Annotated in this window: 26 protein-coding genes; 11 read left to right on the forward strand and 15 right to left on the reverse strand. The window is 42.5% G+C overall.

The window, feature by feature from the left end:
* The first annotated feature begins 38 nt into the window (after positions 1-38).
* From ACOOEY_RS06450 to ACOOEY_RS06470, 5 genes are all read left to right on the forward strand, one after another.
* Positions 39-1,139 carry a chorismate mutase gene (locus ACOOEY_RS06450; RefSeq protein WP_420387860.1) on the forward strand — a complete coding sequence of 367 codons (1,101 nt, stop codon included), beginning with the start codon at positions 39-41 and terminating at the stop codon, positions 1,137-1,139.
* On the forward strand, positions 1,132-1,671 hold the full coding sequence (locus ACOOEY_RS06455; RefSeq protein ID WP_420387861.1) for a prephenate dehydratase domain-containing protein: 540 nt from the start codon (positions 1,132-1,134) through the stop codon (positions 1,669-1,671). The genes ACOOEY_RS06450 and ACOOEY_RS06455 overlap by 8 nt, the downstream gene beginning before the upstream one ends.
* Positions 1,672-1,876: 205 nt before the next feature.
* Positions 1,877-2,974 carry a chorismate mutase gene (locus ACOOEY_RS06460; protein WP_420388639.1) on the forward strand — a complete coding sequence of 366 codons (1,098 nt, stop codon included), beginning with the start codon at positions 1,877-1,879 and terminating at the stop codon, positions 2,972-2,974.
* Positions 2,971-3,996 carry a 3-dehydroquinate synthase gene (gene aroB, locus ACOOEY_RS06465; RefSeq protein WP_420387862.1) on the forward strand — a complete coding sequence of 342 codons (1,026 nt, stop codon included), beginning with the start codon at positions 2,971-2,973 and terminating at the stop codon, positions 3,994-3,996. Before ACOOEY_RS06460 ends, aroB begins: the two co-directional genes overlap by 4 nt.
* A gap of 7 nt (positions 3,997-4,003) precedes the next feature.
* Complete coding sequence (locus ACOOEY_RS06470; RefSeq protein ID WP_420387863.1) at positions 4,004-5,218, forward strand: 3-phosphoshikimate 1-carboxyvinyltransferase; 1,215 nt, start codon at positions 4,004-4,006, stop codon at positions 5,216-5,218.
* A 6-nt stretch (positions 5,219-5,224) separates the two neighbouring features.
* Here the strand turns inward: ACOOEY_RS06470 and ACOOEY_RS06475 are convergent, their stop codons facing one another.
* Positions 5,225-6,391, reverse strand: a complete 1,167-nt coding sequence (locus ACOOEY_RS06475; RefSeq protein ID WP_420387864.1) for a DUF4221 family protein — start codon at positions 6,389-6,391, stop codon at positions 5,225-5,227.
* Positions 6,392-6,552: 161 nt separating this feature from the next.
* Between ACOOEY_RS06475 and ACOOEY_RS06480 the strand changes: the two genes are divergently transcribed.
* The 4 genes from ACOOEY_RS06480 (at position 6,553) to ACOOEY_RS06495 (ending at position 10,372) form a co-directional block, all read left to right on the forward strand.
* A complete protein-coding gene (locus tag ACOOEY_RS06480; RefSeq protein WP_420387865.1) occupies positions 6,553-8,304 on the forward strand; it encodes an ABC transporter ATP-binding protein in 1,752 nt (583 codons plus the stop codon).
* Positions 8,305-8,357: 53 nt separating this feature from the next.
* Positions 8,358-8,936 (forward strand): GDP-mannose pyrophosphatase NudK, encoded by a 579-nt coding sequence (nudK, locus tag ACOOEY_RS06485; protein ID WP_420387866.1) that lies wholly within the window; start codon positions 8,358-8,360, stop codon positions 8,934-8,936.
* A 19-nt stretch (positions 8,937-8,955) separates the two neighbouring features.
* Positions 8,956-9,609, forward strand: a complete 654-nt coding sequence (locus ACOOEY_RS06490) for a GDSL-type esterase/lipase family protein (RefSeq protein WP_420387867.1) — start codon at positions 8,956-8,958, stop codon at positions 9,607-9,609.
* Positions 9,610-9,859: 250 nt separating this feature from the next.
* A complete protein-coding gene (locus tag ACOOEY_RS06495) occupies positions 9,860-10,372 on the forward strand; it encodes a DUF1036 domain-containing protein (protein WP_420387868.1) in 513 nt (170 codons plus the stop codon).
* Positions 10,373-10,484: 112 nt separating this feature from the next.
* Here the strand turns inward: ACOOEY_RS06495 and ACOOEY_RS06500 are convergent, their stop codons facing one another.
* The 3 genes from ACOOEY_RS06500 to ACOOEY_RS06510 are packed head-to-tail and all read right to left on the reverse strand — an operon-like array spanning position 10,485 to position 13,931.
* Positions 10,485-11,258, reverse strand: coding sequence for an ABC transporter substrate-binding protein (locus ACOOEY_RS06500; RefSeq protein ID WP_420387869.1), 774 nt, complete (start codon positions 11,256-11,258; stop codon positions 10,485-10,487).
* Positions 11,258-12,340 (reverse strand): M42 family metallopeptidase, encoded by a 1,083-nt coding sequence (locus ACOOEY_RS06505; RefSeq protein ID WP_420387870.1) that lies wholly within the window; start codon positions 12,338-12,340, stop codon positions 11,258-11,260. The genes ACOOEY_RS06500 and ACOOEY_RS06505 overlap by 1 nt, the downstream gene beginning before the upstream one ends.
* A gap of 4 nt (positions 12,341-12,344) precedes the next feature.
* Positions 12,345-13,931: an acyl-CoA carboxylase subunit beta gene (locus ACOOEY_RS06510; RefSeq protein ID WP_420387871.1), complete on the reverse strand. Its 1,587-nt coding sequence runs from the start codon at positions 13,929-13,931 to the stop codon at positions 12,345-12,347.
* A gap of 137 nt (positions 13,932-14,068) precedes the next feature.
* Here ACOOEY_RS06510 and ACOOEY_RS06515 point away from each other — a divergent pair, with 137 nt between their 5' ends.
* Positions 14,069-15,007: an exopolyphosphatase gene (locus ACOOEY_RS06515; protein WP_420387872.1), complete on the forward strand. Its 939-nt coding sequence runs from the start codon at positions 14,069-14,071 to the stop codon at positions 15,005-15,007.
* Positions 15,008-15,017: 10 nt separating this feature from the next.
* Entirely contained in the window at positions 15,018-16,091 is a 1,074-nt protein-coding gene (locus ACOOEY_RS06520; protein WP_420387873.1) for an Ldh family oxidoreductase, read from the forward strand.
* Between the two features lie 7 nt (positions 16,092-16,098).
* Here the strand turns inward: ACOOEY_RS06520 and ACOOEY_RS06525 are convergent, their stop codons facing one another.
* From ACOOEY_RS06525 to infA, 11 genes are all read right to left on the reverse strand, one after another.
* The gene (locus tag ACOOEY_RS06525) at positions 16,099-16,674 is read right to left on the reverse strand and encodes a hypothetical protein (protein WP_420387874.1); all 576 of its coding nucleotides are present in this window, start codon (positions 16,672-16,674) and stop codon (positions 16,099-16,101) included.
* Positions 16,675-16,800: 126 nt separating this feature from the next.
* Positions 16,801-17,103, reverse strand: a complete 303-nt coding sequence (locus ACOOEY_RS06530) for an FtsB family cell division protein (protein WP_420387875.1) — start codon at positions 17,101-17,103, stop codon at positions 16,801-16,803.
* A 164-nt stretch (positions 17,104-17,267) separates the two neighbouring features.
* Positions 17,268-18,557 carry a phosphopyruvate hydratase gene (eno, locus tag ACOOEY_RS06535; protein ID WP_420387876.1) on the reverse strand — a complete coding sequence of 430 codons (1,290 nt, stop codon included), beginning with the start codon at positions 18,555-18,557 and terminating at the stop codon, positions 17,268-17,270.
* A gap of 5 nt (positions 18,558-18,562) precedes the next feature.
* The gene (gene carA, locus ACOOEY_RS06540; RefSeq protein WP_420387877.1) at positions 18,563-19,675 is read right to left on the reverse strand and encodes a glutamine-hydrolyzing carbamoyl-phosphate synthase small subunit; all 1,113 of its coding nucleotides are present in this window, start codon (positions 19,673-19,675) and stop codon (positions 18,563-18,565) included.
* A 134-nt stretch (positions 19,676-19,809) separates the two neighbouring features.
* Positions 19,810-20,457 carry a 50S ribosomal protein L17 gene (rplQ, locus tag ACOOEY_RS06545; protein WP_420387878.1) on the reverse strand — a complete coding sequence of 216 codons (648 nt, stop codon included), beginning with the start codon at positions 20,455-20,457 and terminating at the stop codon, positions 19,810-19,812.
* A 5-nt stretch (positions 20,458-20,462) separates the two neighbouring features.
* Positions 20,463-21,452, reverse strand: coding sequence for a DNA-directed RNA polymerase subunit alpha (locus tag ACOOEY_RS06550; RefSeq protein ID WP_420387879.1), 990 nt, complete (start codon positions 21,450-21,452; stop codon positions 20,463-20,465).
* A 31-nt stretch (positions 21,453-21,483) separates the two neighbouring features.
* On the reverse strand, positions 21,484-22,089 hold the full coding sequence (rpsD, locus tag ACOOEY_RS06555) for a 30S ribosomal protein S4 (RefSeq protein ID WP_420387880.1): 606 nt from the start codon (positions 22,087-22,089) through the stop codon (positions 21,484-21,486).
* A gap of 18 nt (positions 22,090-22,107) precedes the next feature.
* Entirely contained in the window at positions 22,108-22,500 is a 393-nt protein-coding gene (rpsK, locus tag ACOOEY_RS06560; protein ID WP_420387881.1) for a 30S ribosomal protein S11, read from the reverse strand.
* Between the two features lie 36 nt (positions 22,501-22,536).
* Positions 22,537-22,914, reverse strand: coding sequence for a 30S ribosomal protein S13 (rpsM, locus tag ACOOEY_RS06565; protein WP_420387882.1), 378 nt, complete (start codon positions 22,912-22,914; stop codon positions 22,537-22,539).
* Positions 22,915-22,916: 2 nt separating this feature from the next.
* Entirely contained in the window at positions 22,917-23,033 is a 117-nt protein-coding gene (gene ykgO / locus ACOOEY_RS06570) for a type B 50S ribosomal protein L36 (RefSeq protein ID WP_073141609.1), read from the reverse strand.
* A gap of 6 nt (positions 23,034-23,039) precedes the next feature.
* Complete coding sequence (gene infA, locus ACOOEY_RS06575; RefSeq protein ID WP_189630281.1) at positions 23,040-23,258, reverse strand: translation initiation factor IF-1; 219 nt, start codon at positions 23,256-23,258, stop codon at positions 23,040-23,042.
* Position 23,259 lies beyond the last annotated feature (1 nt).

The raw sequence follows: 23,259 nt of genomic DNA on the forward strand, positions 1-23,259 counted from the left end.
TTTTACATTTGTTACTCAGCTACCAATACTCTCCTTATATGGTTATTCGCGAACTTAAAGATTGGCACAAAGAGTACAAAAGACCTTTGATAATTTCGGGGCCATGTAGTGTTGAAACGGAGAAACAGTTACGTGAAAGCGTTTTACCCATTCTCGACAAAGTTGATTTTGTGAGGGGCGGTATCTGGAAGCCTCGTACACGCCCTGGTAACTTTGAAGGCAATGGAGAAAAAGCCCTGCAATGGGTAGCTAACATGAAGCGAGAAACTCCATTCAAATTTGCCATGGAAGTGGCTACTCCTGAGCATGTAGAACTCGCCATGAAATACGATGTAGACCTGCTCTGGATTGGTGCGAGAACAACCGTAAACCCATTTAACGTGGCCGAACTGGCTGAAGCTCTACAAGGAGCATCCATTCCTGTTTTGGTCAAGAACCCTATCCATGCAGAACTATCCTTATGGAAAGGAGCTCTGGAGAGGTTTTCTAAAGCAGGCGTAGAAAACCTTGGAGCTATTCATCGTGGTTTCCATAGCTACCAGAAGAGTAAGTACCGAAACATACCACTATGGCAGGTACCACTAGACCTGAAAAGTGAATTCCCTGAACTACCGCTCATTTGCGACCCCAGCCATATTGCCGGACAAACAGAGCTGGTACCAGACATTGCCCAACGTGCCCTCGACCTTAACTATGATGGCTTAATGATAGAGGCTCATTGCCAGCCTCAGCTGGCATGGAGTGATGCTGCCCAACAAATACCCAGTGAGGAGCTAGGTCTGCTGCTCGATGGGCTTCTTCTGAGAGATGCTGCCTTCACCAAGGAGAATATTATCAGCCAGTTAGAAATTATCAGAGAGCAGATAGATCAGGCTGACCGAGAGATTCTGGAAGCCATTAACCTAAGAATGAACCTGGTGGAGAAAATTGGTGAGTACAAAAAGGAGAACAATGTCGCCATTTTCCAACTGAGCCGATGGAAGTCCATTTTCAATTCAAGGCAAGAATGGGCAGAACAACTGAACCTTGACAAGGACTTTGTAGTAGACATACTCAGGTTGCTGCACCAGCAATCTGTCAAAACACAGACAGAAGTTTTTAATCAAAAAGAAGAAAAAAACCTTTCATCCAATGACTGACCTTGGACTACTCGGTCCGGAGAATACTTTTCACGATCTGGCTCGTAAACGATTCTTACCTCACCTGAATCATCGTTATTTCAACAGTTTCGATGAAATCTTTCAGGCCTTGAAAACAGGTGAGATCGGACAGGCACTGATTGCACTGAAAAACTCGGGCTCAGGTAAGGTGGGCAACAATCAAGAACTCATTAGAAGTAAGGGCCTGCAAATTGTGGAAGAGTTTGAACTTCCGGTTAATCTGTGTCTGGGAAGTCTTTTCCCTAATACCATCAACTCTATCAAACGGGTTTTTTCACACCCGATGGCCATTAAGGAAACTACCCGCTATTTCTCGAAATACAGTCACATCAAGTTTGTGGCCAGTTCGAGCACAGCCGGGGCCATCGATGAATTGCGCAACAGCCATGATCGCCATGCGGGGGTAATCAGTTCCAGTGAAGCCCTCAGTCAGCAAGGTATGCTCATCATTTCTGAGAATATTCAGGATGAGGTCGACAATAGCACCACTTTTGGGCTGATCAGACTCTGAGCGCAATCGATTACAATAAATATTTCAAATAAAGCTTTTGAAAGAAATTCAACTTAGATATGTTTAGACCATGAAAAGATTATTCGCGGCTTACTTTTACTTTTTTTACTTTATCGAAAGGGTGAGGTGAACCGCTGCTTGTTAGAAAAACATTAACTCATATATAAGCCCGGTTCACAAGAGCCGGGCTTTTTTTATTTTAAAAATCATGGAAATTGTAGACATCAAAGATTGGGGTTTAGGATTGTCGGAGCACACCTTAATCGCAGGACCTTGCAGCGCAGAGAGTCCTGAACAAATTGAAGCCATTGCTAAAGGACTAAAGGGCAGCCCTGTTGAAATGTTTAGAGCAGGCGTTTGGAAACCCAGAACCCGTCCTGGCTCCTTCGAGGGCATTGGCGAAGACGCTCTGGAGTGGCTTCAGATTGCTAAAGACATACTGAACGTACCTGTGACGGTAGAGGTAGCTAATACTGCCCATGTAGAAGCCGCTCTCAAGGGCGGTGTCGATGTGCTTTGGATCGGTGCAAGAACCACTGTAAATCCATTTTCCGTACAGGAAATCTGCGATGCATTGAGAGGCGTAGATATTCCCGTCATGGTTAAAAACCCAATCAACCCCGATCTTCAGCTTTGGCTGGGTGCTTTTGAAAGACTTAATAAAGTTGGTATTAACAAGCTTGCCGCGATACACCGTGGCTTTTCCGACCCCTACGAAAAACGCTACAGAAACAAACCCGAGTGGAGTATGCCAATCCACTTGAAACGCATGATGCCTGGTATTTCCGTGATTTGCGACCCAAGCCATATTTGTGGTACCCGGGAAATCATTGCTTCGGTGAGTCAACGGGCCATAAACTTCGGACTTGATGGGTTAATGATTGAAACACACCATGATCCTGATAAGGCATGGAGTGATGCGAAACAGCAGGTGACCCCGGAAACCCTGAAAATCATTTACGAAAACCTCAATTTCCGTGAGTCCATTGACAAGCACCCTGAGGCCATTACAGAATTAGAGCAGCTTCGTCAGAAAATTGACCTCATGGATGCCCAAATTATTGAGATGTTTGCAGACAGGTTCCAGATCATCAAGCAAGTAGGAGATTACAAAAAGGAACACAACCTGGCTGTTTATCAACCTGGACGCTGGCAGGAAGTAATGGAATCAAGAATCAAGTCAGGCATGAAGAAAAACATGACTGAGAAATTTATGAAGAGTTTGCTGTTTGCTATTCATGAGGAATCAGTTAAAATGCAGGAAGCTCAACTAAAAGAATCCAAGACTTCAGTGAAAGCATGAGTATAGCTATCGATGACATTGGCACTAGCCTGAAAGTTTTTTTTGCCGAAAATCAATATTCAAGGATTGCAGTGCTGGTCGATGAAAACACGATCAGACACTGTTATCCTACCATTCAGGAATATCTACCCGAGCATCATGTCATCGAAATTCAATCAGGTGAGGTCAACAAAAACCTCCGAACCTGTGAGCACATCTGGTCCGAACTGACCGATCGGCATTTCGATAGAAAATCACTGCTGGTAAATCTCGGAGGTGGAGTAATCGGAGATATGGGTGGTTTCTGTGCTGTCACCTATAAGCGGGGCATAGATTTCATCAATATTCCCACCACGCTGCTGGCTGCAGTAGATGCCAATATTGGCGGTAAGCTTGGTATAGATTTCAAAGGTTTTAAAAATCACCTTGGCTTCTTTCAAGACCCTAATGAGGTATTCATTGATCCGATTTTTCTGCAGACTCTCCCTGATCGTGAGTTAAGGTCAGGCTTTGCAGAAGTAATCAAGCATGGCTTGATTGCCGACAAAGATTATTTCGAACAGGTAATGGCTGATGGGCTTTCACAAAAAAACTGGAATGCTGTTGTTGCTCATAGCGTGCATATTAAGCATGAGGTGGTTAGCCAGGATCCGAAAGAAGGCGGGCTCAGGAAAATTCTCAACTTCGGTCATACAGTGGGCCATGCCATCGAAAGCTTTTATCTGGAAACTGATCATCGTTTACTTCATGGAGAGGCTATTGCCATAGGCATGATCTGCGAAGCATACCTCTCCTGTAAACTGCTTGGCATGAGTGAAGACGACCTGCAAATCATCACTCAAAGCATAAAAGAAATTTATCCCGAGCTGACAATTCATAAAGCTGACTTTACTTCTATCATCAAATTGATGTATCAGGATAAAAAGAATGTGAATAGCTTTTTAAATCATTCATTGCTTTACGAAATTGGTCGTGCAGGATATGACATAGCAGTAGATGAGAAAGATGTAATGGACTCTCTTTTCTACTACGCAAAACTTTAGATGCAACTTGGACACTATACTTCTGGAGCATTGCTCTACACTTAAGTCGGTTGAAATTCCTCTGGAAGCTTCAAAAAGCGAAAGTAACCGCGCCCTGATTATTAATGCTATTTCGAGCAATCAGTCGGCCCTGCAGAACCTTTCCAATGCCAGAGATACCCAAACCATGCAAAGGCTATTGGCTTCTGACGAAGAAACATTAGATGTACTGGATGCAGGAACCACCATGCGATTTCTTACGGCCTATTCTATTCTTGGGGAACAAACCAGAATAATGACCGGCACAGAACGTATGCAAAAGCGACCTATCCATATACTGGTAAAAGCGCTCAAGAAGATCGGAGCCAAAATCAAATACCTGAAGGAAGAAGGATACCCTCCACATCAGATACAACCACTCAGGAAACAGAAGAACAATAACATCAGTATAAAGGGCGATGTCAGTAGTCAGTTTATTTCAGCCTTATTGATGATTGCACCCGCTCTACCGGAAGGACTTACACTTAACCTCAAGGGTAAAGTAGGCAGCCGACCTTATATTCAGATGACTCTGGATATGATGAAGCTATTTGGTGTTCATGCCAACTGGACTAATAACACCATCGAGATTGCTCATCAGGATTATGGTAGCTACCCTTATGTGGTCGAGTCTGACTGGTCAGGTGCCAGCTACTGGTACAGTTTTGTGGCCCTGGCTGATGAGGCGAAAATTAAATTACTGGGATTGAGACAGAAATCGCTGCAAGGTGATATTGCTATAGTCCGTATTATGAATCAGTTAGGTGTCATGAGCACCTTCGAGGAAGATGGCGTAGTTCTGCAAAAAATCCCTCATCAGGAGTCACTTGAATTCGATTTTTCCGATTGTCCTGACCTGGCGCAAACTGTTGCTGTAGTTTGCGGAGTAAAGGGCATTCATTGCAAAATGACTGGTCTTGAAAGCCTGAGAATCAAAGAGACAGACAGAATTAAAGCTCTGAAGAGGGAATTGAAGAAGTTCAAAATCAAGCTGAAGGAGACTGAAGAAGGACTCTGGGAGATTAAATCGAAATTCCAGACCACCGAAGAGCCCATCGAGATTGACACTTACGAAGACCACAGAATGGCCATGGCCTTTGCTCCTCTAATGACTCAGCAAAGCATTATCATCAAAGACCCTTCAGTAGTGAATAAATCATATCCTAGCTTTTGGGAGCATGTGGAGTTGGCAAAAAGTATCTGACAGCCTTTACTTCAACACTGACTCCAGCGTAAACAGCTGAAAACCGAAAGTATCTTCCCTGTTCATCTCACTTTCAGGGTGATTGACTGAAATATACAAGCCTTTTGGCCCTACGAACACATTGCTGGTTGCATACAAATGATTATCATCTCCAATCAGGGTTTCACCAATCACCTCTAATTCAGAGTTCAGTATCATCACGGAGAATTCTTTAGGAAATAGTGTTATCTGCTGTAAATCCTGATCGGGTTCCAACTGCTTCTTCGGGTAACAAAAGCGATAATAAACCTTTCTGAATTGGTCATAAATAAGGTTCCCGTAATGTCCTGCCGTTGCAAAGTACCTTCTTCTGTCATTTCGGTCACCGGCTATTGGCAAATATTCAAGCTCCTGATTAAGGTATTTACTCTTGGCCGGCTTCTTCTTCAGAGGCTCGTGAAAAGATGTACCGTAATAAATATGATGATCTGAATGGAAGGAAAAAGTAAACCGATTCTCATCGATGATGCTACTGAATTCATAATGCCTTTTACCATCTGCCCAATAGTCATCCGGGAATGTAAAGCGTGAGAACTCCACTTCTCCACTGGCCACATTCACTCGATACATCAAAGGCTTGGCAGATAGCTGTTCATTATCCAATAGCGTGTAATCCCCACCAAATAAGGTCCTCGTATAAATAAAGTCTTCATCAGTATAAGCATTTGAACCAAAGTAGTTGGTCATAGAACGAATGGCAGCATATTCGTCTGGCTTTTCGTACTCTACTTTGCTTAAAGCCAAGTCACTAAGTCTTGATTGATAAAAGGAATTATCGAATGCCGGAAATATCAGAACACTATCCAGCCCTTGAATGCCAATCTCAATCAATACTCCCACACCATTTGGCCCCTCTCTTTCATAGGTCACTTTATCCAGAAGCCTCCCCTCATTAAGGGAATACAATTCGATTTCATTCTGTCCCGGGTCTACTGAAAACAACATACCTGAATCCAGTTTTTCATCATGACGATAGTTCAACCAACTACTTAGATTAGAAGTAAGACTATCTAACTTGACCCTTAATAGAGAGTCTGAGCTCTTTAATGAATACTCTCTGGCCTCCTCTTGCTTATTGCAAGATATCAGACCAACCACTATAAAAGTCATCAAGAAGAAATACCACTTTTTCATCAGATCGATCGTTGTTCATTGCTAAATAAAGAACAGGGAGAATAATAACTAACTATTTAGTCAATTTCTAACTACTCGTTCGGCCCTACTGAACTGCATAACTTTTCCTAAATTGAATCAATTCTACATAGGTGGCGTTAGTCACTCATTACCCCGACTTCATGGCAAAAAAGAAAAAACTCGAAAATATCTCGATTGGCGAAGTATTTCGCAGAATTATCTGGCCCAAAAGAGGCATGTTGTTATTCGGCCTGGTACTCATCTTATTAAGAAGTGCCGCCACCTTGGTCCCTCCAAAAGCCACACAGTATTTAATCGATGATGTTGTGGTTGCAGGTGATGTTTCAGAATTAAAAAGGATAGTAGCTTTTGTAGTTCTTGCAATTGTTGTTCAGGCCGTTACATCTTTTATGCTTACCAGAATTTTGAGCGTTCAAGCCCAAAAACTCATAGCAAACCTCAGAGTACAGGTTCAAAAGAAAATTTTATCACTTCCGATAAACTTTTTCGATAGTCAAAAGTCGGGAGCCTTGGTCTCCAGAATTATGACCGATGTGGAAGGTGTCAGAAATCTGGTAGGAACAGGGTTTGTTCAGTTAATAGGTGGATCAATTACGGCTGTTGCTGTATTGGCAATACTCATTAATATGAATGCTCGATTGACTGCTCTAATAGTGATTCCCATAGTCCTATTTGGAGTGATTGCCATGAAAGCATTTGGCATTTTGCGACCTGAATTCAGAAAAAGAGGAAAGCTCAATGCAGAAGTTACAGGTAGATTGACTGAGACTTTAAATGGAGTCAGAGTAATTAAGGGTTTCGGAGCAGAACAACAGGAAATTAAAATATTCGAAAAAGGGGTTATATCGCTATACGAGGTAGTCAAAAAAACCCTGACAGCTACAGCATTCGTATCAAGCTCTGCTACTTTTCTCTTGGCTGGTGTTGCCTCAACCAGCATACTAGGACTAGGAGGATACTACATTATCAATGGAAGCATGACCTCTGGTGAGCTGGTAGCATTCATTGCCTATTTGGCTGTGGTTGTGGCTCCTGTTCTGCAAATGTCAAATATCGGTAGCCAGATTACCGAAGCTTTTGCAGGGCTCGACAGAACCGAGGAAATCATGCAGACTCCATCAGAAGAAGATGACGAAACCCGAACAGAAGAATTAGGAGTAATTCATGGGGATATAAAGTTTGATAAAGTATCCTTCGCCTATGAAGAAGATGATGATGTAATTAAAGATGTCTCATTCGATGCACCAGCAGGCTCGGTAACGGCTCTTGTAGGGTCATCCGGCTCAGGTAAATCGACCATTGCAGGCTTGGCAGCTACTTTTCTGAATCCAAGAGATGGTAAAATAACGGTCGATGGTACAGATCTATCTAAAGTCAAACTCAAAAGCTTCAGAACTCAGCTGGGTGTGGTACTTCAGGATGATTTCTTGTTCGAAGGAACCATCCGTGAGAACATTCTATTTCCACGTCCCGATTCTACTGAAGAGCAATTAGACGCAGCAGTCAAGGCGGCCTATGTACACGAATTCACCGACAGGTTCGACAAGGGTCTCGACACGGTCATTGGTGAAAGAGGTGTCAAACTATCCGGAGGTCAAAGACAGCGTCTGGCTATTGCACGGGCTATTCTGGCAGACCCTCGTATACTGATTCTCGATGAAGCCACTTCCAATCTGGATACCGAGAGTGAGTCATTTATACAGCAGAGTTTAAATGAGCTAATGAAAGGCCGGACTACATTTGTTATTGCTCACCGTCTCAGCACTATTAAAAGAGCTGACCAGATTTTGGTAATAGAAAAAGGAGAGATTGCCGAAAGAGGAACTCATGACGAGCTAATAGCCAAAGAAGGCAGATACTATCAGCTGTACACCTATCAGGCACGTATATAAGCGAATTGAAAAGTCTGGATACCGCAGATCATATCTCAAAAGAATAGACCTGAATGAACGAAAGAATCAAAATCCTAAAGAAGGAGGTGCTATCCGATAACTGGTATACGCTGAATAAAATCACTTTTGATTACAGGCAAAAGGACGGAAGTATTCAGAGACAGGAGCGAGAAGCCTACGACAGAGGTAATGGCTCTACCATTCTTCTGTATAATAAGGAAAAAGGAACCGTTGTTCTGACCAGACAATTCAGAATGCCCACTTACCTGAATGGAAACGAGAGTGGCTTTTTGATAGAGGCTTGTGCCGGTTTACTTGAGAAGGACAATGCTGAGGATTGTATTCGAAAAGAGACTGAGGAAGAGACCGGTTACAGAGTCCGGAATGTGCGCAAGATCTTCGAAAGCTATATGTCCCCCGGGTCAGTAACGGAGATACTCTACTTTTTTGTTGCCGAATATGAAGACCACATGAAAGTGAGCGAAGGAGGTGGCACCGATGAGGAAGAAGATATTCAGGTATTGGAAATTTCTTTTGAGAAGGCCATGCACATGATTGACAATGGAGAAATCAAGGATGCCAAAACCATTATGTTACTACAATATGCCTTCATCAAAGGGCTATTCAATTAAATAAACATTAATTTCAAGTATGAAAAGACTAGTTGGCAGCATTCTATTATTCTCTCTGTTTGTATTTCAACTGAAAGCACAAGACCCTCTTCGCTTTGCCGAAGAAGTAAGCAAGTTTGAAAATTACGCCAGCAAGTTTCCTTCTGCCAACCGAATAGTCTTTACCGGAAGTTCAAGCATCAGACTGTGGGTTGATTTCAAATCCTATTTCCCCGAGCACAATGTAATTAACACTGGCTTTGGGGGATCAGAAACCTCAGACCTGATCCATTATAAAGACTTATTGATTAGTCAATTCAACCCTAAACAAGTTTTTATCTATGAGGGTGATAATGACCTGAACTCGGGTAAATCAGGTATTAGTGTCTTCTCCGACATTGCAAGGCTTGTCAATATGCTACTTGATGAGGGCGTAGAAAGTGTGGTCATCATCTCACCCAAGCCCAGTATTGCCCGATGGGAACTGAAGGAGCAATATGAAAAACTCAATGACAGTTTAGAGATTCTGGCCGGCTTATCGGATAAGGTTCAATTCGCAGACGTGTGGTCACCCATGCTCAAACCCGATGGAACACTGAAAGAAGGTATCTTTATTGAAGATGGATTGCACATGAATAAAAAGGGCTATGACCTTTGGATCAAGGTAATTGGCCCTCTTTTATACAGGCCATAAGTATTTTCTGAGGTTATTTCACATACAAGACAGTCAGTCTTCAAGTAGATCAATCGTTCTATTTATTTGGAACCACACCTCCTTACACACTATATATCAGGTACTTACGGAAGCACTAGAACCAATCAGTGACACCTGACCTGACCAGCCGTTAGTGTTGAGCAGCACTTAACAACAAAACTTTTTATGAATATATGTTGAATATTTCATATTAAGTTCTCATCTTTAAATCACCGTTTCGCCTAAACGTATGAAAACACTAACCGTCTATGCATTATTGCTGGGCACGGGAGTGATGACTCTTCTCTCTTTCTTCGAAAAAAAGGAGAGTCATTATGCCCAACTCAGCTCCCTTGAACTCAGCTCGCCATTTGAGCAGTATTCAATCGCAGAACTTCCTGCAGTGCCAAATACGCTGAGTGAATCATCAACAATCAGAAAAAAGGAATACCACATTTATTTCGAGAACCGATCAGAAGAGCCTCTTCAAGTCGCTATTCGCTATAAGGACTACAATGGAGATTGGCAGACTGAAGGCATGGTATCATTAAATGCCGGTGAAAAAAGACACATGGGTGTCTCGGATGAAAAAACATACTTCTACTATGCTGAGAATCAACAGAAGTGGAAGAAAAAGAAATGGACCGGAAAATACAGCTTTCCGGTAAAGGAATCTGACTCGAATAAGCTCCGCTTTGTAAAGCAAGACATATGGGAGTGTTACGACACTAAAATGTGTAACACATTTGCCGTGTTTAGGTAACGTTGAGAATGGGGAGGCTGCTGGGGCCTCCCCTATTTTTTTTTAAGACTCTGCTGAGTTTCTGTTTCATCTTGACTGAAGCAACAGGTCTCCCCATAATGAAAAAGTCAGACTAACCTCTTAAGCTTTTGAAGTAGCCCGGGGCCTTCAAGAGCCTGCTACCATACCAGCTGAACATCTCTCCATCCACCAATCGAATATCAGTATTGGGCAAAACCTCCTTCAATTCTTGAATATGCTTGTCTTTAAAAGGATAGGGTTCCGAGGAAAGGAGTAGTACCTCAGGCTGAAGCTCAACGAGTCGCTTTTTACTCAATTCAGGATATCGGACATCCTTCACCAGGTTTTCGTAGCCCGCCTGCTCCAGCATCTCCTGAATAAATGTTTGATTACCTGCCGCCATGTAGGGCTTCTTCCAGATAAGATAAACAGCCTTTTTCAGTTGGGTTACAGCCTCTAACTCACTGAATTCGGAAAGAATATTAACCACCAAAGCCTCGGCTTCTTTAATCTTACAGGTTATCTCCCCTATGGCCTCAATCATATCCAGGGCGTCAGATAAGGACTCAATATCACTCATCCAGACAGGATACTTAGACTGCAGTTCTTTGATGAAGCCTTCCTCGTTTTCCTCCTTATTGCCAATGATAAGATCTGGCTGAAGTTCTTCGATGATATCGAAATGCACCTGCTTGGTACCTCCTACCACAGTCTTCTCTTTCCTCCAGTTTTCGGGGTGAATACAAAACTTGGTAACGCCAACCACCTCAGTTGTTAAACCGAGATCATAGAGCAATTCTGTTTGCGAAGGAACAAGAGAAATAATTCTTTGAGGGCGATCAGGCACATTCACCTCCCGCCCCATCTGATCTACCAGTAGTGGCATTACTTCAAATACCTGAAGTCATGTCCACTCTCAAGTTGAACAAGGAACTGGTACATCAATTCTATCACCTGTTCAATATCCTCCTGATGCGCCGTTTCAACCGTTGTATGCATATACTTCAAAGGCAGTGAGATAAGTGCAGCCGGCACACCCTCATTGGAGTAGGCAAAAGCATCGGTATCTGTACCTGTAGATCTTGAAGAAGCAGAACGCTGGAAAGGAATTTTACTTCCTTCAGCTACTTCTATCAACATGTTCAGCAAATTATTCTGAACCGCAGGACCATAGGTCAAGACAGGGCCGTTACCACATTTCTGATCTCCCTGATACTTCTTATCATACATAGGAGAATAGGTATCATGGCATACATCGGTACAAATGGCCACATTAGGTTTGATTCTCGAAGCAATCATTTCTGCCCCTCTCAGACCAATTTCTTCCTGCACAGAGTTTACAATGTACAGGCCAAATGGCAATTGCTTTCCTTCCTCCTTCAGCTTTCTGGCCACCTGAGCAATCATATAGCCTCCGATTCGATTATCCAATGCTCTTCCGCACCAGTATTTCTCATTCAGCTTGAAGATCTCATCATCGAATGTGGCTACTGTTCCCACATGGATTCCCATATCGAGTACTTCCTGCTTACTTGAAGCCCCTACATCAATGAAGATATTTTTAAGCGTTGGAGCATTTTCATTCTCCTTCTCACGCACATGAATGGCTGGCCAGCCAAAGACACCTTTCACCACACCTTTTGCTGTGTGCAGGTCTACACGCTTTGATGGTGCAATCTGATGGTCACTGCCACCATTTCTGATTACATAGATATAGCCATCATCTGTAATATAATTTACAAACCAGCTGATCTCATCAGCATGTGCTTCAATTACCACTTTGTATTCTGCTTCAGGGTTAATCACCCCTACAGCAGTACCATAGTTATCTGTAAAATACTCATCGATATATGGCTTCATGTAATCGAGCCATATTTGTTGCCCACTGGACTCGAAACCTGTAGGCGAGGCATTATTCAAATACTTTACTAAAAACTCTTCTCTTTCCATCATCTTCTTTTCATTCATTAGTTTACAGTGGAATATTGCCATGTTTCTTCTTTGGTAGTGTGTCTACCTTGTTCTCGAGCATTTTAAATGCCCTAATCAATTTCTCACGGGTCTGCTCCGGAACAATTACTTCATCGATATAGCCTCTCTTCGCTGCCCGATATGGATTGGCGAAAGCTGCAGTATATTCATCAACCTTCTCCTGGAGCTTAGCCTCCGGATCATCCGATTCAGCAATTTCCTTTCTGAAGATAATCTCAGCCGCTCCCTTAGCTCCCATTACAGCGATCTCAGCCAATGGCCAGGCATAGTTCATATCGGCTCCGATGTGCTTGGAGTTCATTACATCATAAGCTCCACCGTATGCCTTTCGGGTAATCACCGTAATTCTAGGAACAGTAGCCTCTGCGAAAGCATAAAGCAGTTTAGCTCCATTGGTAATGATACCATTCCACTCCTGATCAGTACCTGGCAGGAAGCCCGGAACATCCTCTAAAACGAGCAGAGGAACATTGAAACTATCACAGAATCTTACAAAGCGTGCGCCTTTGGTTGAAGCATGAATATCGAGCACACCGGCCAACGAAGCTGGTTGGTTTCCTACAATACCGATACTTCTACCACCAATTCTGGCAAAGCCAACAATGATATTCTCAGCGAAATTCTTATGCACCTCAAAGAATGAATCTTCATCAACCAAATGCTCAATTACCTCATGCATATCATAAGGTTGGTTAGCATTATCAGGGATGATCTCATTCAATGCCTTTCTGGTCTCATCCTGCAATTGATACTTGTAAACCGGAGCATCGTCTTCACAGTTTTGAGGAATGTATGAAAGCAGGCGCTTAATATCGTTGATACATTGCACTTCGTTAGCCGATGCAAAGTGTGTTACACCACTCTTTGTACTGTGCGTACTGGCTCCACCCAATTCTTCAGAGGTTACATCTTCCTGAGTTACCGTCTTAACCACATTCGGTCCGGTCACAAACATGTAGGATGTGTTTTCAACCATGAAGATGAAGTCAGTAATGGCCGGAGAATAAACGGCACCTCCTGCACAAGGTCCCATCACCGCAGATATCTGAGGAATCAGACCTGAAGCACGGGTATTTCTGTAGAATATATCAGCATAACCTCCAAGAGAGACAACACCTTCCTGGATTCTGGCACCTCCACTATCGTTCAAACCGATTACCGGAGCGCCATTCTTCATGGCCAGATCCATGATCTTACAAATCTTCTCTGCATGAGTTTCAGACAATGAGCCTCCAAATACGGTGAAGTCCTGAGAATAAACATAAACCAGTCTTCCATTTACAGTCCCATACCCGGTCACTACGCCATCACCCAGATACACTTGTTTATCCAGACCAAAATCCTTGGCTCTGTGCTCAACAAACTTTCCAATTTCTTCGAAGGAGCCCTCATCCATCAAAAGAGCTATTCTTTCTCTGGCGGTGAGTTTTCCCCGCTCATGCTGAGCATCGATTCTTTTCTGACCTCCTCCGAGTAATGCCTTCTTATTCTTCTCTTCCAGCAGTGCATACTTCTCCTTTTTGCTTAGAAGTTTCACTTTCGAAGATTCTGATTTCTTATCTGCCATAGGATGTTTGAGATTTGGTAGCCAAAGATATAGACATAGTCGGAAATATGAATTTCATATCCACGAATTGTGGTTCTTCGCACTCTTATTTTTAGCGAATAAATCCTATATTCGGCCAACTTTTCGAGGAGTGTGGTATGAGGAAAGCAGTAATCGATTTAGGCACTAATACCTTTCACCTATTCATAGTAGAACTGGAAGAGGGTTTGCTTAAAACCTTATACAAGGAGAAAATAGCAGTAAAAATCGGCAAGAATGGAATCAGCAAAGGACTGATCGCCAAAGATGCCATGAAACGCGCTGTTCATACTCTCGAAGTCTTCAAAACTGTACTCAATCAATTCCATGTAGATGATGTTACCGGAGTAGCCACCAGTGCTATTCGAAATGCCGCCAATGGGCAGGAGTTGCTGGACAAAATTTACGATTCGACTCAGATTGAAATTCAAATCATTGACGGAGACAAAGAGGCCGAGCTCATTTTTGAAGGAGTAAGGGCTGCTGATGCTGTGGGTTCTGATACACAATTGGTAATGGACATTGGTGGTGGCAGTGTTGAGTTCATCATCGGCAACGAATCCGATATTTACTGGAAGCAAAGTTTTGAAATCGGAGCACAGCGATTGCTCGACAAATTTCACAAGCACGACCCTATGCCTCCCGGCTCAGTTACCGCCATGTTCGAGTGGCTCGATGAAGAATTAGCCGACCTCAAAGAAGCCGTTAAAACCCATCAACCAAAAGGACTGATTGGTTGCAGCGGAACATTTGATACTCTTACTGAAATCTACTTTAAAGAGTCAAAGCAAGACAGGCCGGTACATCCAAAAGTATTTGAGCTACCCATGAAAGCCTATCGAGACATTCATCGCGAGCTATTAACCAAAGACAAGCCGGCACGTCTGGCTATTCCTGGCATGGTATCTATGCGGGTAGATATGATTGTGGTAGCCAGCTGTCTGATCTCCTATGTTTCTGACCTTATTCCTACCGAATACATTACTGCCTGTACTTATGCCTTAAAAGAAGGGGTGCTGTATTCAATAGAACATAAACCGATTGCTGAAAAGCAATAACCCATTATTCATGAACCACTTTAGCTACGACCAACTTTTTAATTTCTCCAGGAATATATTTCTGGCCATGGGCTGCCCTGAAGATGATGCTACTACAGCTGCTACAACACTATTGTCGGCAGACATGAGAGGTGTGGATTCACATGGCGTTGCCAGGCTTAGTGGTTACGTCAGGCTCTGGGAAAAGAAGCGTATTAATGCCCAGCCTAATGTCAGGGTCGTTCATGAGTCTCCCAGTACTGCGGTAGTTGATGGAGATGCCGGCCTGGGTCTGGTTGTGGCTCCATTTGCCATGCAGGTAGCTATCGAAAAAGCTCAAAATGCCGGAACAGGATGGGTAGCTGTAAAAAATTCTAATCACTATGGTATTGCGGGCTACCATGCCATGCAAGCACTCAAACATGACATGATCGGCATGTCAATGACTAATGCGAGTCCCCTGGTTTCTCCAACTTTCTCAAAAGAAAGGATGTTGGGCACAAACCCCATAGCGGTGGCCATACCGGCCAATGAGGAACCTCCTTTCGTTGGTGATTTCGCCACCACCCCTGCCGCCAATGGTAAACTAGAAGTACTTCAGAGAAAAGGAGAAAATGCTCCCTACGGCTGGATTCAGGATAAAGATGGACAAAACACTGATAATGCCCATGGAGTAAGAGAGGGTGGTGCCTGGCTTCCACTGGGAGGAGACAGACTACATGGAGGTCATAAAGGCTTTATTCTCGGCTCAATGGTCGACATATTTTCAGCTGTACTTTCAGGGGCTAATTACGGACCATGGGCTCCGCCATTTGTCAGCTTTCTTGAGCCTAGTAAGGACCCGGTAGGTGAAGGACTAGGTCACTTCTTTGGTGCCATGCGCGTGGATGCTTTTCGTCCTGCTGATGAGTTCAAAGATCATATGGACAACTGGATCAAACGTTTCAGAGAATCCGAAAGAGCAGATGAAAATCAACCAGTGGTTATTCCGGGGGACCCGGAAAGAGCGTACGAAAAAGAGAGAGGATCGAATGGCATACCTTTACTCCAGCCTGTAGAGGATGATTTAAAGGCATTGGGAGAGAAGTTCGGGGTAAGTTTCTAGAAACAATTTAGAAAGTCACACCACCTCGTACCACCCAGGCACTTCCATAGGGAGATCGGATTTCATCATGGAGTAGATTATAGAGAATGGAGATGTTAATACCTCCACGAGAAAAGACGGGCTGAAAAGTACCTCCACCAATAAAGAAGCCGGGGACCCATTCTCTGGTTGTGTCTCCATTGGCATCATTTGCAAGCACCTTTGTATTCAATGTCTCGAATTCTGTATGTAGAAAGTAATTATCCAAAATACTGTGTCTTAGGAAAGTCCTTCCCCCATACACACTATTAGATACTCTGAAACGATCATTAGAGGGTAAAAGAATAAATTCTCTGGATACGTAAAGATAGGTAGCTCCCAATCCAACCGAAAGCCTTTCATTGATCATATAACCCGCCAGGGGCGACACATCAATAAAGGTTGATCCACCACCAAAACCCAGGTTCAATGATAAGTTCCCTCCAAAATAGAGTCTGTCTCTAAAGGTTGTAGAATCCTTTTCATCTTCTTCGAAATAGACCTGGGCGCTGAGGCTGACTGTACTGATGAAAATCAGAATGAATATTGAGGCAATTTTTTTCATGGGTTTATCTTAAAAAGAGAATTTCAAAAGCCTGATTCTAATGCTTTAAAATATATCAGAGTTTCTTATAAAAAAGAAAACCCATCTGATAGCAGACAGGTTCAGCATTTCAGAACTTAAATCCTCCTAGTCATCTTCAGTAACGATAACGTAAAGGTCTTCACTTTTCTTTTTCATCATGTAGTTTTCCCTTGCGAATTTTTCCAGCAACTCAGTATTTGTACTCAACTCTTCTCGGTCTTTTAGCACCTCTACCTTTTTTGCTTTGTAATATTCCTTCTGTGCTTTGAGATCGTTAAGCTTTCCAGCCATTTTGATTTGAGATGCGATGTCGTTGGAATCGACAAACAACATCCAGATCAGGAAAAACATGCCAAATAAGAAATAGTAGTTCTTAACGAACTTGGGGAGCCTGGTGAAAGGGTTCATAGTATAAAGATAAGGAAGTTTTGAAATGAAAGTCAATTCTTAAGAATAACCCAATGTATTTTGGCTTAGTGCTTGTCTCTTAGGGATGGAAGACGGTACAGGGGCATAAAAAAAGCACCTCTTTGAGGTGCTTTTATCTATATCTAAAGTCTATGTACTCTCTACTAGTACGCTTTTCTAAAGTCCTTTGCAGGGAATTTACCTACCTCACCTAACTCTTCCTCAATTCTGATGAGTTGGTTGTATTTAGCCATTCTATCAGAACGTGAAGCAGAACCGGTTTTGATCTGACCAGTGTTTAGCGCTACAGCCAAATCAGCGATAGTATTATCCTCGGTTTCTCCAGATCTATGTGACATGACAGCAGTATAGCCATTGGTCTTCGCCAGATTCACGGCAGCAATCGTCTCTGTCAATGTACCGATTTGATTTACTTTGATCAGAATAGAGTTAGCAATACCATTGTCAATTCCTCTCTGCAGTCTGTTCACGTTGGTTACAAACAAGTCATCGCCTACCAATTGTACTTTGTCTCCGATCTTATCGGTTAGGGCTTTCCAGCCTTCCCAGTCATCTTCGAACATACCATCTTCAATAGAAACGATTGGGTATTTCTCACAAAGGCCAGCCAGGTAATCTGCCATTTCAACCGGGCTCAATTTCTTACCGGTAGAATCTTTGAAATAATATACCTTCTCATCTTCCAGATAGAATTCAGAAGAAGCTACATCTAAGGCAAATACAATGTCTTCACCTACTTTGTATCCGGCATTAGTTACTGCCTGAGAGATCACCTCAAGGGCCTCATCGTCAGAACCAAGGTTTGGTGCAAAGCCACCTTCATCACCTACGTTAGTAGCCAATCCCTTATCAGAAAGCACTTTCTTCAGATGATGGAATACTTCAGCTCCCATTCTGATGGCTTCTGAGAAAGTCTCCCCTCCTACAGGCATGATCATAAACTCCTGAAAGTCGATAGAGTTATCGGCATGTGAACCACCGTTGATGATGTTCATCATTGGAACAGGTAAAGTGTTAGCACTTACGCCACCTACATATCTGTAAAGTGGAAGTCCCAACTCAGCAGCAGCAGCTTTGGCTACTGCGAGAGAAACACCCAAAATAGCGTTAGCTCCTAATTTGCCTTTGTTAGGAGTACCATCGGCTTCCAGCATGATTTTGTCAATCAGGTTCTGCTCGAATACAGAAAACCCGATGATTTCAGCCGCTAATACATCATTTACATTCTGAACGGCCTGGGTAACCCCCTTGCCTAAATATTTTGATTTATCGCCATCTCTCAATTCTACCGCTTCGTGTGCTCCTGTAGAAGCTCCTGAAGGAACCGCAGCTCTACCCATGACACCGTTTTCGGTGATCACATCTACCTCAATAGTAGGGTTGCCGCGAGAGTCTAGTATTTGTCTGGCGTGTACGCTTTCAATTAAGCTCATCTTGATTATGATTTAAATAGGTCAATGAATTGATCGAACAAATAACGCGAATCGTGAGGGCCCGGAGAAGACTCTGGGTGATATTGTACGGAAAACGTTTTCTTACCCTTTACACTAATTCCTGCGCAGGTATCATCATTGAGGTTCACATGTGTCAATTCAACCATATCAGAATTCTCAACATCTTCTCTGTTCACAGCAAAGCCATGGTTTTGAGAAGTTACTTCACTCTTACCTGACACCAGATTCTTTACCGGGTGATTCAATCCTCTGTGACCATTGTGCATCTTAAAGGTTGGTACACCGCAAGCCAGAGAAATGATCTGATGGCCCAGGCAAATACCAAAGAGTGGTTTGTCTGACGCCATGATCTTCTTAGCTGTTTCTATGGCGTATTCCATGGCAGAAGGATCACCAGGACCATTGGAAAGGAAGTAACCATCAGGGTTCCACTCGGCCATTTCTTCAAACGAGGTCTTGGCATTGAATACTTTGAGATAAGTACCTCGGGTAGAAAGATGCTTTAAAATACTGGTCTTTACTCCCAGGTCCAGAACTGCCACTTTATAGGGTGCACTTTCTTCACCCACGAAGTATGGCTCTTTAGTTGAAACAAAGGAAGAAAGCTCCAGGCCATTCATATCCGGTACTTCAGCCAGTCTTTCAGCGAGTTGTTCATCAGTAAGGTCTTCTGAAGAAATGATGGCATTCATAGCCCCTTTATCTCTGATATGTCTTACCAATAACCTGGTATCCAATTCGGAGATACCGACAATATTGTTCTTATCGAGATAGTTCTGAAGTGAATCCGTTCCAGTTGGACGGCTAAAATCCTGAGAAAAGGTATTTACTACCAAACCTCTGATTTTTGGAGAGTCAGACTCCTGCTCATCATCTTCCACACCGTAATTACCGATGTGAGAAGTGGTATTCACAACAATTTGTCCGTAATAAGAAGGATCGGTATAGATCTCCTGATACCCGGTCATTCCGGTGTTAAAGCAGATTTCACCACCTGCTGTTCCAATTTTACCAATGGCAATACCCTCGAAACGGGAACCGTCTGCAAGAAGTAAAACCGCCTTTTTTTGAGATTGATCGAATGAATTTTGCGACATAGTTTGATTGGCTTGCGTTTAACGCATCATGCAAAAATAGTGTGTATTTGTTAGGGAGCAAAACCAAATAAAAAAGGGATTGAACTTTCGCTCAATCCCTTTCAATATCTAAGTAATATATTATTACTCTTTGCTTACTTTTTCTCTTCTTCAGAGTCATCAGCTTCATCTGCAGATGCTTCAGGCTCGTCTGCCGTGGTAGAAGCCTCTTCAGTTTCAGCCTCAGCAGCTGGTGCTTCTTCAGTAGCTTCAGCTTCCGGAGCAGCTTCTTCAACAGGAGCTTCTTCCTTTACTTCCTCTACCTCTTCTACTTTAGCTTCTTCTACAGCAGGTGCAGCTTTAGCTTCAGTAGTAGATTTTTTACCACCTCTTCTGCTTCTTCTGGTCGTCTTTTTCTCTTCTTTGGTATCACCCAGCAACAGTTCGTTGTAGTCAACCAATTCGATGATACACATATCAGCATTATCACCCAGTCTGTTACCGGTTTTGATAATTCTGGTATAACCACCAGGTCTGTTTGCTACTTTATCTGCTACTTCATTAAAAAGAGTAGTAACAGACTCCTTGTCTTGCAGGTAAGAGAATACTACTCTTCTTGAGTTAGTTGAATCGTCCTTTGCTCTAGTAATCAAAGGCTCAACGTACTTTCTCAATGCTTTAGCTTTTGCTACAGTAGTAGTGATTCTTTTATGCTGAATCAAAGAAGAAGCCATGTTAGAAAGCATCGCCTTTCTGTGCGAAGCAGTTCTACCCAAATGATTGAATTTCTTCCCGTGTCTCATCTTTATTAATCCTCGTCCAGTTTATATTTCGACAAATCCATACCGAAGGTAAGGTTCTTTTCAGCTACCAGTTGCTCCAGTTCGGCCAGTGATTTCTTACCGAAGTTTCTGAACTTCATCATGTCAGAAATTTCAAGTTTCACTAAGTCGCCCAAGGTACGCACATCAGCAGCTTTCAAACAGTTGTAAGCTCTTACTGAAAGATCTAGATCGTTCAGTGAAGTTTTCAACAGTTTACGCATGTGAAGCATTTCTTCATCAACCTGCTCAGGCTCATCCAATGCACCAGTCTCCAAAATCATATTCTGATCAGAGAACAGCATGAAGTGCTGGATAAGGATATGAGCAGCACCTTTCAAAGCGTTTTCAGGGTGAATAGAACCATCAGTTTTGATGTCCAAAACCAACATTTCGTAGTCAGTTTTTTGCTCAACCCTGGTGTTCTCCACACTATACTTCACGTTTTTGATTGGGGTGAAGATGGCATCGATCGGAATAAATCCGAATACCTGCTCACTTGGTTTGTTTTCTTCTGCAGGAAGATATCCTCTTCCCTTTTCGATAGTCAGTTCGATTTCGAATTTGACGTTATCGTCAATATGACAAACCACATCTTCTGGGTTCAGGATTTCAAATGCACTGGTGAATTTTCCAATGTCACCGGCAGTGAATTTATCCTGACCTTCGATTACCACATTGATTTTGTTATCTACAGTATCAGAGATTTTCTTGAACCTTACTTTTTTCAGGTTTAGGATAATTTCAGATACGTCTTCTACAACACCTTCAATCGTAGAGAACTCGTGCAATACACCTGGTATTTTGATACCAGTGATGGCATAGCCCTCCAGAGAAGAAAGCAATATTCTTCTCAAAGCATTACCTATTGTAACCCCGTAGCCTTTCTCAAGGGGTTTGAACGTGAACTGACCGTGAAAATCGTCAGCCTTCTCCATCACCACTTTCTCCGGGATTTGAAATGCGAGTATCGACATATATGTAATCTTTAAAGGGTTCTTAAATTGATTATTTAGAGTAAAGCTCGACAATCAGCTGCTCCTTAATGTTCTCAGGAATATCGTCTCTTGAAGGAACATTAATCATTTTACCAGCCAATTCAGCCTTGTTAAACTCTAACCATGGGTATCTCTGCACTGTATTAGCAGCTACACTGTCAGAGATCAACTCTAAAGATTTAGATTTCTCTCTTACTGCAACTACATCTCCAGGAAGAACATGGTAAGAAGGAATGTTCACAATCTCACCGTTAACAGTGACGTGCTTGTGAGACACTAATTGTCTTGCCGCTCTTCTTGTAGGGGCAATACCCAATCTGTATACCATGTTGTCTAATCTTGCTTCCAATAACTGAAGTAAGATTTCACCTGTAATACCAGATTTTCTTGATGCTTTATCGAACAAGTTAGCAAACTGCTTTTCCAAAACACCATAAGTGTATTTGGCCTTTTGCTTTTCCATTAACTGGATAGCATATTCAGACTGCTTTCTTCTTCTGCCTCTACCGTGTTGGCCAGGAGGATAAGCTTTCTTTTGTAATGCTTTGCTATGACCGAAAATAGGATCGTTAAACCTTCTCGCGATTTTAGCCTTTGGTCCGTTATATCTTGCCATTACTTCTTAAATTCTTAATTAAACTCTTCTTCTTTTCGGTGGACGACATCCGTTGTGTGGTAGTGGAGTCACGTCTTTAATGACAGTCACTTCAATACCTGAATTCTGAATAGTTCTGATTGCAGATTCACGACCTGATCCAGGACCTTTCACAAATACCTCAACTTTTCTCAAGCCTAAGTCATAGGCTTTCTGAGCACAATCTTGTGCCGCCATCTGAGCTGCATAAGGAGTGTTCTTTTTAGAACCCTTAAAACCCATTTTACCGGCAGAAGCCCAAGAAATCACCTGTCCTTGCTGATTTGTCAAAGAGATGATGATGTTGTTGAAAGACGCTTTAATGTGCGCCTGTCCAAGAGCATCAACCTGTACTACTCTCTTTTTAGCTTTATCTTTTCTTTTTTGAGCCATCTTCTAATATCTTTTTCGGCATTAAAAACTCACCAATTACTTAGTTGCCTTTTTCTTGTTAGCAACCGTCTTTCTCTTACCTTTTCTGGTTCTAGAGTTGTTCTTAGTATGCTGACCACGAACAGGAAGACCTCTTCTGTGTCTCAAACCTCTGTAACAACCAATGTCCATCAAACGCTTGATGTTCATTTGTACCTCAGACTTAAGCACACCTTCGATTTTGAACTCTTCACTAATGATAGTTCTGATGTCTTTTTGCTGATCATCATCCAGGTCGCCAATTTTAGTATTTACATCAATACCGGCTTTAGCCAAAATATAGTTGGCTGAGCTACGACCAATACCGAAGATATAGGTTAAACCGATCTCGGCTCTTTTGTGGTCTGGAATATCTACTCCTGCAATCCTTGCCATAATTACCCTTGTCTTTGTTTGAATCTAGGATTCTTCTTGTTAATCACGTACAACTTTCCTTTTCTGCGGATTATCTTACAATCGGCACTACGCTTCTTGATAGAGGCTTTAACTTTCATTTCTCTTTATTTATACCTGTAAGTAATTCTTCCTTTTGTTAAATCATAAGGCGACATTTCAAGTTTTACTCTGTCACCCGGTAAAATTTTGATGTAGTGCATTCTCATTTTTCCTGAGATATGAGCCAACACCACATGTCCATTTTCTAGCTCAACACGAAATGTTGCATTAGGCAATGCCTCTACAATCGTTCCGTCCTGTTCTATAGATCCTTGTTTAGCCATA

It is taken from the genome of Roseivirga sp. (assembly GCF_965216855.1).
Lineage (GTDB): Bacteria > Bacteroidota > Bacteroidia > Cytophagales > Cyclobacteriaceae > Roseivirga.